This window comes from Lacipirellula sp., assembly GCF_965279485.1.
Classification (GTDB): Bacteria; Planctomycetota; Planctomycetia; order Pirellulales; family Lacipirellulaceae; genus Lacipirellula.
Genome location: NZ_CBDIIC010000001.1, coordinates 252,950 through 264,550 on the forward strand (window position 1 = coordinate 252,950; position 11,601 = coordinate 264,550).

Here is an 11,601-nt window from a genome sequence, read left to right on the forward strand (position 1 = left end):
GCGATGAAATGAGTCAGCCGCCGGGGGCCATGCTGCCGAGCGTCATGTGAATTTGCTGCTCGACCATGCTGCGATACTTGCCCCCTTGGGCCATCAGCTCAGCGTGTGTACCGGTCTGGCTGATGCGGCCTCCTTCGACAACGACAATCAGGTCGGCGCCGGCGATTGTGCTGAGGCGGTGGGCGATGACGAAACTCGTGCGGCCTTGCATGAGCGTCGCGAGGCTTTGCTGGATAAGTTGCTCGCTGTCGGTGTCGAGATTGCTCGTCGCTTCGTCGAGGATCAGCAATTTCGGATCGGCGAGCACGGCGCGGGCGATGGCGAGACGTTGCCGCTGCCCGCCGCTCAGGCGGACGCCCCGTTCGCCGATGACGGTTAGCAGGCCGTCGGGGAGGCGGTCGATGAACTCGGCGGCGTTGGCCGTTTCGGCCGCGGCGCGAATCTCACCGTCCGTTGCGTCGCGGCGCGAGTAGGCGATGTTAGCGGCGATCGTCCCGTCGAACAGGAAGACGTCTTGCTCGACAATGCCAAGGATCGCGCGAAATGATTCGACGTCGTAATCGCGCAGGTCGCGGCCGTCGAGCAGCACGCGGCCGGCGGTCGGGTCGTAGAAGCGAGCCACGAGATTGCTGAGGGTCGTCTTGCCGGCGCCGCTGGGGCCGACGAGGGCGACGGTTCGGCCCGCCTGCACCTTCAAGTTTACGTCGCTGAGTGCTGGCGCTTCGCCGCCGGGGTAGGTGAAGGTGACATTATCAAACTCGATGGCGCCGGCAATCGCGCGGCGATCGACCTTGATCGAGTCCGGCGAAGCGGGCATTTCGCGAGCTTCGTCGAGCAGGTCGAGGACCCGATCGAGGCCGCTGAGGCTGTTCTGAAACTGCGTGGCGCTCGAGACCAGCGTCGCGAGCGGTTCAAGCAGCATCAGCAGGTAGACGAGAAACATCATCAGGTCGCCGACGGTGATCTGTCCCGCAAGCACCTGCCAGCCCCCATAGAAGAGCAGCGCCGCACTGGCGATCGGAATGAGGGCTTCCCACACCATTTCGATGCCGCGCATCCACCACCAGGCGTAGAGTTCCTGCCGTGCCATGAGGTTGTTGTCGGTGACGAAGCGGGCGGTCTCGCGGCGTTGCCGGCTGAATGCCCGCACGACGCGCATGCCGGCGAACGATTCGGCCGCGCCGGCGTCGATTTGCTCGCGTTGCTTGCGAATGACGCGGAACTGCGGCCGGATGTTGCTGATCCACGCGCGATGCGTGAAGAAGACGACGGGCAGTAGGATGATGGCGCCAGTGAGCAGTTTCCAGTCGACCCACGCGAGGATCGCGAGGCTGCCGACAAGCTGAATGACCGCTCGCCACGGATTGAAGATCATGCCGAACATCAACTCGCCGACGGCGCCGCCGTCTTCGCGCAAGATCGACGCGACGCCGCCCGAGCGAATTTGCTGCACACGGTGAAGCGGCAACCGCACGGCATGCTCGAAGACGCGCTGCCGCACGTTGAGTTGAATTTGCTTCGAAATTTTCGTCGCGTACCACCGCCCCCACAGGTAGATCACGATTTTTACAAGCGAGACGATGACCACCGCGACCACGGTTGCTAACAGCAGCCGGTGTGGATCGGCGAGTTGCGGGAAGCGGCTGCGCCACGGCTCGGGAAGCGTCCGGCCGCTGAGGCCGTAGTCGATGATAAACTTCGTGCCGGCGGGGGGCAGTAGACCAATGAGCGTGGCGATCGTTGCCGAAGCGAGGATCCAAAAGACTTGCAGTCGGAAGGGACGGAGCAAGCAGATGAATTCCCACGCGAGCTGCCGCGCGGAGCGGACCCGCCCCTTTTCCTCGCGGTGGTGTCCTTCGCCGTGTGAGCCGCCCCCTTTCGGCAACCGCTTGGTCCGCACCAGCTCGCGGTAATGATCAAACCGCGTGCGGCTCGTGGCGGAGTTCGGCGGCGGCGAGTCCGACGCAGCATCGTGAGGTGGGGGCGATGGCATGCGTTCTCCGGATCGCCCTAAGTATCAGGCTGGCTTATCAACGCGGCGGGTGAAGTTGATCGGCGTCGTTGCCAATCGCGACAGCTCACTGATTGCCAAGACAGTAGAGCATTTCCTGTGGTTCGCCGTCGACTTGCTCGACGACGCGCATGTAAATGCGGCTGCCGCAGATCGTGGGGCTCGCCATCGCCAGATCGCCGAGTTTGTTAACGGCGATTTCTTCGTACTTCTTAGTGTTTGCGCGGAAGACGAATGTTTCGCCTTTTTCGCTGGTGGCGTAGATCACGTCTCCCACGAGTACGGGCGAGGCGCTGAACTCGCCGCCAACCCGTTTCTTCCAAGCCTGATCGCCGGTGGCGCTTTCCCAGCATGTGGCGACGCCCGCGTCGAGGACGCCGAACAGGTAGCCGTCGCGTTCGACGAGCGAAGGGACGTAAACGCGATCACGCGTTTCCCAAGCGAGTTCGCCCGAACCATCGGCCGCGACGCCCGCAAGATGGTTCTTCGGGTAGCCGCCGCTGCAAAAGACGCGTTCGCCGTCGGTGACGGTCGAGGTGACGCACTCGATCGTGGCGCCCGGGATTTCCCACAAGACTTTGCCGGTGAGGGGATCGAAGCTGGAGAAGAGGCCGCAGCCGGTGAGGAAGAGCTGGTCCTTGCCGGCGGCGTGCAGAATGATCGGCGAGGTGTAGTTCGGTTCTTGCGGGCGGTCGTGCTTCCAAACGAGCTTCCCCGTCTTGCGATCGAGCGCGGCGAGGACGCCGCCTGCGTGACTGTCGGCCGAGGCGATGACCAGCGATTGGTAGATCGCCGGCGAGGCGCCGAAACCCTGATGAATCGTGTAGTCGCAGATCTTCTCCTGCCAACGCTGCTTGCCGTCGAGGGCGAGCGCCGTCACGAACACGGCGTCGCTGTTGGCGAAGCAGATGAAAAGGCTTTCGCCGTCGCAGGCGACGCTGCCCGAAGCGGCCGACGACTTTTCGTTCTTGCGCATCAAGCCGCCGCGATGGCAAACCGTTTCCCACAGCTGCTTGCCGGTTGCTCGATCGAAGCAGACGATCGATTGGGTTTCTGCTTTTTCGTCGGCCGTGGCGAGATAAACGTGCTTGCCGAAGACGGTCGGCGAACTGTGGCCGCGGCCGGGGACGGGGGTTTTCCAAACGACGTTTTCCGTGGCGCTCCACTCGGTCGGCGGCGTTTGATCGGGATCGGCGACGCCGTTGCGGCTTGGGCCGCGCCACCAAGGCCAATCGGTAGGGGCGACGGTGATGCCGTCGTTGACCGGTTGAGCGTGGGCGAGCGGCGTCGAGATGAGAGCGGCGGCGAGAGCAAGCACGCGGAGAATCGTGGGCACGTTTGCTTCCCTGAGGTGCGACAAGTGAATGGTAAGCGGGGGTACCAGACAATGATCGCGATTCTAGCGCGGGAGTAAACCTCTACTCCGCTCCGCATTCCGAGCCCCGGGCTCCGCCCGGGGGTGGCGCCGCGCATAGTTGCGACGCGGTGTAGAAACCGACCCCCGGGCGAACCCCGGGGCTAGAGATACCGACGCACGTTGCATGCGATTACTCGCCGCGGAACGCGCCGCCGGTGAGGTTGGCGACGGTTCTCAAGAAGTTCGACATGTCTTTGTCAAAATAGTTGCCGAGGCCGATCGTGTTGACCGGGATGCCGGCGTGAGCGCGGCAGAGCTGATAAATCTGCTGAGCGAGCTCGTCCTGGTAAACGCCGGAGGCGACTTTGCTTGGCGCCCCGTCGGAGAGGAGCAGAATCGTGTCGACGTCGTACTCATATGCTTTCTGGAAGGCGGCGTGCGTGTCGGTCCAGCCGCCGGGCGAAACGGTCGCGAGCTGTTGCAGCAACAGTTCGCGCATCAGCGCCCCTTGCTCGCCGCGGAGCTCGGCGAGTTTGCCGTCGTTCGGGAACGTGCGAACATCAGTCGAGTAGACGATCAGCACGCACTCTTGAACGTTGAGATGCTTGAGCCAAGTGGCTGTGATCTCCTGCGCTTCGCTCCAGCGGTCGCTGCCGCCGGCGCCCTCTTGCCGCATGCTGCCGGAGGCGTCGAAGAGGATCGCCACCTTCCGCATTGGGCCGCGAAGACCGACGAGGGCGCGGTTATTTTCCGCTTCGGCGAGAAGCTCGGCTTGGCGTTTGCGCTCGGCGTCGGTGAGCTCGGTCTGCAGTTGCTGTTTTTCCAGCTTGAGCGTGGCGAGCATCTCGGTGGCCCGCTTGAGGTCAGCGAGATAATCCTCGGCCTTCTTATCGGCCGCGGCGGCTTGGCCCCGCAAGTCCTCGGCGGTTTTGTCGGCGAGCTGCTTGGCTGAGCTGATGTCGACGTTCATCTCTTCGAGCCGCGTCTTCAGCGCGGTGACGAGCGTCGTCAACTCGGTCGCTTGCTTCGCGAGCCGGTCGCGCTGGGCTTCGATTTCCTCTAGCGCGGCAATCTTCTCGGCGAGTTTCGCGGTGAGCGATTCGAGTTCTGATTGAAGCGAGACGTTGGTCGCGCTGGCCGTGTCACGGGCTCCCTCCAGCGACAGTTTTTCCTTGGCGAGCGCTTCCTTCTCGGCGAGGAGCGTTTTCTGCTGGCGGGAGAGATCGCCCTTCTCGGCGACCAGGGCGTCGAGCTTCGCGTTAAGCTCCGCCAGCGCCGTGAGCTTTTCGACTAGCTTTGCCTGCAACTGGTCGCGCTCCGCTTGGGTGAGCGTCAGCCGGTCCTTGCTTTCAGCGAGCAGCTGGCGGGCCGATTCGAGTTCGCGCGCCGTCGCGGCGAGGGTCGCGGAAATCGCCGTGTTCTGATGGGCGAGTGCGTTCTGCTCGGCGGCGCCCTTGTTGAGCTTCGAATGCAAAAAGATAGCGATCACCATGACCAATACCATGGTGAAGAGCGTCACGTCGTTGCTCGCGATCCAACCGGCGAGGCCGGCTTCGCTCGATCGCGAGGTGACTCGTTCAAGCTGCATGCTTCATGCTCCGGACGCTGAATAATCTGCTAGCGGGGGCGGCTGTAGAGCCAGGTCTTCTTGTGACGAGCGGCGGTGAGGCTGCCGTGGTGCTCGACGTTCTGCTCCATCAGGTCGCGAATCTGCTCCGGAAGCGCGGCGATTGCATCGGCGATCATGCCGGCTTGGCCGAGCGCGGCGATCAGCTTGTCGACGTCTTCACGCGACGCACTGAAGCGTTCGATCGACGCGAGCGTCCCCTGCAACTGCTGCAGCGAGTGGTGGAGCGTCGCCAAATCGTGCGCGGCGGGCTGGATGCCATGCTCGACGAAGCCCGACAGCTTTTCCGCCGACTGAGCGACGGAATTCGCGGCGCCATGCAGGGCGGATTGGGCGGGGCCGGCGTCGTGTTCGATTGCGTACTGAATGCGATTGCTGGCGGCGGCGAGCATGGTGGCCGCGTTATTCAGCGAGGCGTCGATTTGCGCGAGCGAGCGGGCTGTCTCCGCCGCGGAGCCGTTGAACTGCTCGGTACGAGCGGTGAGGGCCTCGCTCGACGATTGAATGTGATCCACCGATGCGGCGAGCGATTGGCTCGCCGTATGGTGAAGCTTCGCCGCTTCGCTGAATTGCTGGTCGATGGTGGTGCGGAACGCGGCGACCGACACGTCGAGGTTGGCGACCGCCCGTTCGCCGGCAGGCACCAAATCTTGCAACGCTTGAGCTGACGCGGCCGTTGCGTCGCGAATGACGCCGAGTGCCGCGGGGATGCCTTGCATCTCGCCCTTCATGCCGCCGATGATTCGCTCAAACTGCGATGCCGCCTGTTGAAGCAGCGCGGTCGAGTGGCCGATTTGCTCAGAACTTTCAGCATGCCGCTTAGCCGTGCCGACGAGGATGCTGGCGAACGTCTCCATTTCGCCGATCGCACGCATCGCCTCGCTCGGCGCCCCGTGAGTGATGTTCCGCCAAATGACGGCGTCGAACCAGGTGCGGGCCGACATGCGGAGCCGCTCGATCCGTCCGCCGACGCCTTGCAGTAGCACCTGATTGACGAGCGCGAGGATTGCCCCGGCGCCGACGCCGCAAATAAGCGGCGTCACGGCGGCGAGAATTGTCTGCAGTGACTGGTCGCCGGCGTTGTCGACTTCGAGCCAGTAGAAACCGATGACCGTGAGTACCACGCCGAGCAGCGGCGCCATGATGCCCATCCGCTGCAGCAACAAGTAGGCCCATTCGCTGGCGACGCGGGTGTCGAGTTCTTCGAGGGCGTTTTCGCGCGTGAAGTTGGTCGGCCGCTGATCGCCGCTCGCGGGGAAGACCCGCAGCACCCAATCGAGCCAGGGGAAGTCGACCACCGCCTCGTTCGCCAGTGGCCGGCCGCTCGCGCCGTTGTCGAGCTCGCGCAGCAATTGGCGAAGCATCCGGTTTTGATCCCACGCCTGTGCGTAAAGCTTCAAGCTGAGGATCGTTTGAACGGCAAAGAAGACCATGCTGACGCCAATGACGACGGCCAGATGATTGGAAATCCCGGCGGCGCCATTTAGAAGGTTGTTGAGCACAGGCGATGTTCCCGGAGGAGCATGGGAGGTGGGCGCCCCGCGGCCAGCATGGGAATGAGCAGCGCGAGCGAGGCGACGGCGGTACCTATAACCTAGCAGGCGGGAATCGGGGGTCGCCAGCATAAAATAAGGGAAAACGGCCGCTTCGCTGACGGCGGCGTCGCTGGCTTCGGCTGCGAATCTAGCCTGAGCGGGCTGATCGCAGGGGTTAGGCTATTGGAACAGTGCTCGATAGGCTTGCACTGCATCCAGATGATCGCTGTCGGCCCGCAGACCGACATGCCCGTCGGGGCGGATGACGAGCAGCGTTAGGCCAGTGATACCGAGTTGGCGGGCGGCGGCAGCGGCGAGTTGCGCGTGAGGATGTGATTCGTCGGACCCGGCAATGAGCGTTGCCGTCGTTTCGAGTTGCGGGTTGAAGCTGGCGCCTGCGAGTGAGGCAGCGAGTTGCCCCGCTGGCGCGGCGTCCGCGGCGCCCGCGCCGATGACGAGTGCCGTGTGGCCTGGCCGGTGGGCCAATTCGTGTAGCAACCCCGCGGCGCCGTTTGGGTGGCGGACTTCGATCGTATCGGGGAGGCGATGGCCCGGTGCGAGGGCGTCGTGACGGTCGCCCATCACGATCGGCGAGGTGCAGTAGTCAATGTCGAGTTCCGCTTCGGCGATTGATTCGTGATGGCGGGTTGCGGGGTTCGCGAAGATGGCGCGCAGTTCTTCGTCGCGGGCGCGGCGCTCGGCGGGATCGGTGATCGACTGGGCTTGTTCGAAGGCGTAACCGGAAGCGGTGATCATCTCAGCGATGGGGCGGCGTTCGGCTTCGTAGCTGTCGAGGATGCTGTCGGCCGCGCTGCCTTGGCAGACGAGTGCCAATTTCCAAGCCAAATTAAATGCGTCTTGCAGGCCGCTGTTCATGCCGTGGCCTTGCGACGGCGAGCAGACGTGAGCCGAATCGCCGGCGAGGAAGACGCGGCCCGAGCGATAGTGCGACGCGACCTTCGTGTGGCAGTGGAAGCGTGTGGGGTGCGAGACATTTTCGAAGACGATTCCCGGCAGGTAACGGCGGAGCGTCGACGCCGCGTCGGCTTGTAAATCTGATTCCGCCGAGGATGGCCGCAGGTAGACCCGCCACCGCTGGTTCGGCAACGCGGTGAGAATCACCGGCGGCTCGTCGAGGTAGGCGTAGTTCGCCTCGTACGAGTGGGGCCAACCGGCGATCGTCGTGTCGAACACGGCCCAGGGATCGGGCCGATCGTGGCCGATGAGTTCGATGCCGCTCAATTGCCGCGTGACACTGCGGACGCCGTCGCAGCCGACGGCCCACTTGGCGGCGATTTGCTCCGTCACGCCATTGTGCTCGACGGTCGCCAGCACGCCGTCGGTGTTTTGTTCTAAATTGACCAGTCGCGACGCACGCTGCACATGGCCGCCGAGTTGCTCCAGGTACTCCGTGAGGATCGTCTCGGTCACCTCTTCCGAAATGCCAATATTAAACCCGTAGCGGCTGCCGCAGATCGACAGATCGATGTCGCCCAGCACGCTGCCGGCGGAGTGAATGAGGGCGCGACGTTGCTTGACGCCAGCGGCGAGCAGCGACGCGACGATGCCGAGCGATTCGAAAATCTCGAGCGAACGGGGATGAACGACGGTCGCGCGATCCCAGTGGAGCGGTTCGGGATTGGCGTCGATCAACCGACAAGCGACGCTGCGGCGCTGGAGTTCAGCGGCCAGGAGTAAACCGGTCGGGCCGGCGCCGACGATGAGGACTTTCGTTGCGGTGACGGCATTCATGCTGCTGGAACTTTTACAGGCGCGTGGAGTAGATCCACGGTGCAGTGCTCACTGGGGGCGAAGTCCGCCTCGTGAAGCAGTCGGAGGGCAAATTTAGATAATTCAGCGGCGCTACAGGATCAACCAATCGCTCTGCGATGCCGCTTGCATCATAATGATAGCATCTCGGATTGTCGTTGTTGCCGGTGGGAGCGATTACAACATGGCGAGCATACGACGAATCGCTCGAATGCTGATCGTTTGCATCGCTATCGCCTTGTCTCTGCTGACATTTCCAGCCGCGATTCCGTGGATGATCGCGGCGTGGTTGGCTTTGCATACGTGGGCGGCGTGGAATGGCCGGCCGAGTTGGGCGCCGCTGGTGATTGCTTTCACCGTGGTCGCGGCGAAGCGGCCTGATTGGTCGGTTAGTTTGCTGACGTTGATGGCGACGATGGGCGGCGTCGTGGCGGCAGGCTGGTTGCACGCATGGCGCTCTCCTCTTTCGCGGCGAAGCATCGTGTGGGGATCGACCGCTCTGTTGTGGGCAGCTTGGGCCTGGTTCGCCTGGGACTATGCAGCGGCGAGTCACGTGAGTCGACGGCTAGCGCTCTCGGACCGGCCGGTGGTCTGCATGGGCGATAGCCTCACCGCATTCGGCTACCCAAAGTTACTCGCGGAACGGTTGGCTGTGCCGGTGATCGACCTGAGCGTCAGCGGCAGCTCGACCGTCGACAGCTTGAAGCTGTTGGGACGGATGCGCGAAGCCCGGCCGCAGACGGTCGTAATCGAGCTCGGAGGTCACGATTTTCTCCAGGGCTCCTCGCGCGACGCGACCGCCGACAACTTGCGGCAGCTCATCGACGCCGCCGAAGCGGTTGGCGCCAACGTCCTGCTGGTGGAGATCCCGCGCGGCTTTATCGTCGATTGGTTCGACGGTTTGGAGCGGGAACTGGCCAGGGAGTACGATCTGGAGTTGATTTCAGATACGGCGATTCGGCAGCTCGTGTTATGGAGTTCCTCGATGCCGCCGGGAACGTGGGTCGACGTCTCCGCTAGATTGAGCGACGACGGCCTGCACCCGAACGCCCGGGGCAACGCCTATCTCGCGGAGTGCGTCGCCGCGGCGCTTGCGAAAATGTACGGTCCGCAGATTCTCAAGTGATGCCCGCGATGCTCCGGTTGATCGAACGCCATTGGTTGGGGAGAGGGCCGCTCATCCCGCTGCTAGCATGCGGCGTCACTTGCGCGCTGGCCGGTGCGAGCGACGCCAATGAACAAATCGCGTCGATTGCCGGGGAATGGAGTCGCCGCTACCTCGAGCTGTCGCGCCAGCCCGAGTATCACTATCGCTGTACGCTCGAGACGACGGAACTTGTTCGGTACGTCGAGCGCCCACGGAGCTCTTTTGCGCCGCCTCGCTCTCCGAGATAGCGCGGGCAATTCTTAGAGGGCTAACCGGCTGAGCGCAAAAATAGCCCCCGGTCACTGACCGGGGGCTAAATGGGGAACATGATGTATTCGGTGCGGGCGCCGCTTCGCGGCTTAGCGACGTCGGCGCACCAGCGCCAACCCAGCCAGCGCCGCCAGCCCAATTGCACTCGGCTCGGGTACGGCCAGCACTGCCTGCAGGATCTGCCCGTTGCCGCCGTTCACGATCTGGTAGCTCCAGCCGACAGGGGCGGTGAAGGCGATGCCGCCGTCGACGATGCTCGCCGCCGTGAGCAGGTTGTAAACGTTCTGCATTGGTGCGGCGTTGGTCGCATCGAACACCAGCGCGGCGCCCGCGCTGAACGTCGCCGTACCGGTGACGGCCATTTGCGACAGCAGGTCGCCGGCTTCGAGTTCGAACGCGAGCGTGCCGAGACCGTTGGCTCCGTTGGAAATGTTCACGGCGCCGGTGACGTCGATCGTGGCGTCGTCGCCGACGACGCGGAACTCGCCGACGCCGTTGTTGGCGACGTTGAGCGCGGTGGCGATGTTCAGATCGCCGGCCGAAATTCTGTAAAGGCCGCTGTTGGCGCCGGTGGCCGTTTCGCGGTTGCCGATCGACAGCGTGCCGTTGAAGTTGGCGACGCCGCCAGTTTGGAAGAACTTGGCGGCGCCCTGCCGGCCGACGATGCCGCCGGTGGTGGAGTTGATGACGCCCGTGCCGCTCAGGTTGTAGGTCGTGTCGCCGCTGCCCGAGTCGCCGACGCGCAGGTCGAGCGTCGTGTTGAGCGTGCCTCCCGAGTGGTTGGTGACGATGCCGGTCGCCGTGCCGGCGCCCATCAGGAAGCGGTTGCCGGTGTTGAGGATCGCCGTGCCGGAAATGTTGACGGTGGCGTTCACCGAGGCGCCGCGGCCGAGGAAGAAGTTGCCGCTGTGCGTGGTCGTGCCGCCGGAGATGCTGTAGCTCGAACCGACGTTGGCGACGAGGCTGGTGCTGGCGCCGACTTCGATCGAATCGTCGATCGAGACTTGACCGCCCGTTTGCGTGAACGTCGACTTGGCGCCGTAAACGCCGACGACCAGGTCGGAGCCAGCGCTCATCGCCGAGACCGTACCGTCGACGTTGACGTGGCCTTGCACGCCGTTCATCGCGTTGTTCGATTCGCCGAGATTGATGTTCCCGAGCGTGGCGATCAGCGAGCCGCCGTTGGTGATGTTCACCGTGCCCATACGGGCGATGTTGTTGCCGTAGCCGATCGCGATGAAGCGGGCCGCGGTGACGCTGGTGCCGGCGCCATCAATGTTGAGCGTGCCGTTCTGCACGTTGCCGACCCAGAGCGAGGCATTGGCTCCGCCGGCTCCGCCAACGGTGAGATCGATCTTGGCGCCGTTGCTGAGATTGACGATGCCCGTGCCGGGGTTGGCCGGGGCCGCAGTGTTGTGGCCGACGCGCAGCTTCTGCAGGCTCACCGTGCCTGGCGTCGAGTAAGAAGCCGTCCCGCCGCCGCCGACGTGAACGACGTCGCTCGCGGTGGGCGTGAGATTGTTGGTGACGCCGTCGGTGTAGTTGGGCCCCATGAGGTTGCCCGAGACGTTCGTCCCCTGCCAATAGATGTTGGCTCCTTGCAGCGGAGCGGCGACCAGGCAGAGGGCCGCCCCCGCGCCGAGCAGGCGCGAGAATCGATTGCGGATGTTCACAGTAGCGTTACTCCCAGATGTCGAGACGAGTGTTGCAAAGCTGATGTTTTGAGACGCCTCAAGAGCGTCCGCACGCCGCTGGCGGTCGAACCCAGGCGTCACGGGCGATGCCGCAACGCCTGAATTCTCCGCATGTCTGATCGCGGCTGCAGGCGGGCCGTTTCCCCAGAAAAGTGCCGCCGGGAAGAACTCGCGCCTGATGAGCCTCAGT

7 protein-coding genes are annotated in these 11,601 nt (G+C 63.9%); 1 reads left to right on the forward strand and 6 read right to left on the reverse strand.

The annotated features are described in order from the left end of the window. Positions 1-13: 13 nt before the first annotated feature. The 5 genes from ACQY7R_RS01100 to ACQY7R_RS01120 all read right to left on the reverse strand — a co-directional run bounded on the left by ACQY7R_RS01100 (position 14) and on the right by ACQY7R_RS01120 (position 8,282). Positions 14-1,993 (reverse strand): ABC transporter ATP-binding protein, encoded by a 1,980-nt coding sequence (locus tag ACQY7R_RS01100; protein ID WP_428303755.1) that lies wholly within the window; start codon positions 1,991-1,993, stop codon positions 14-16. 85 nt (positions 1,994-2,078) lie between these two features. Beyond that, complete coding sequence (locus ACQY7R_RS01105) at positions 2,079-3,347, reverse strand: PQQ-binding-like beta-propeller repeat protein (RefSeq protein WP_428303756.1); 1,269 nt, start codon at positions 3,345-3,347, stop codon at positions 2,079-2,081. A gap of 211 nt (positions 3,348-3,558) precedes the next feature. Further along, complete coding sequence (locus tag ACQY7R_RS01110) at positions 3,559-4,956, reverse strand: hypothetical protein (RefSeq protein WP_428303757.1); 1,398 nt, start codon at positions 4,954-4,956, stop codon at positions 3,559-3,561. Positions 4,957-4,985: 29 nt separating this feature from the next. Next, positions 4,986-6,497, reverse strand: coding sequence for a hypothetical protein (locus ACQY7R_RS01115; RefSeq protein ID WP_428303758.1), 1,512 nt, complete (start codon positions 6,495-6,497; stop codon positions 4,986-4,988). A 213-nt stretch (positions 6,498-6,710) separates the two neighbouring features. Beyond that, on the reverse strand, positions 6,711-8,282 hold the full coding sequence (locus ACQY7R_RS01120) for an FAD-dependent monooxygenase (protein WP_428303759.1): 1,572 nt from the start codon (positions 8,280-8,282) through the stop codon (positions 6,711-6,713). Between the two features lie 229 nt (positions 8,283-8,511). On the opposite strand from ACQY7R_RS01120, the gene ACQY7R_RS01125 reads away from it, so the two are divergent. Beyond that, positions 8,512-9,426, forward strand: a complete 915-nt coding sequence (locus tag ACQY7R_RS01125; RefSeq protein WP_428303760.1) for a GDSL-type esterase/lipase family protein — start codon at positions 8,512-8,514, stop codon at positions 9,424-9,426. Between the two features lie 380 nt (positions 9,427-9,806). On the opposite strand, the gene ACQY7R_RS01130 is transcribed toward ACQY7R_RS01125, so the two are convergent. Next, entirely contained in the window at positions 9,807-11,390 is a 1,584-nt protein-coding gene (locus tag ACQY7R_RS01130) for a beta strand repeat-containing protein (protein ID WP_428303761.1), read from the reverse strand. Positions 11,391-11,601: the final 211 nt, after the last annotated feature.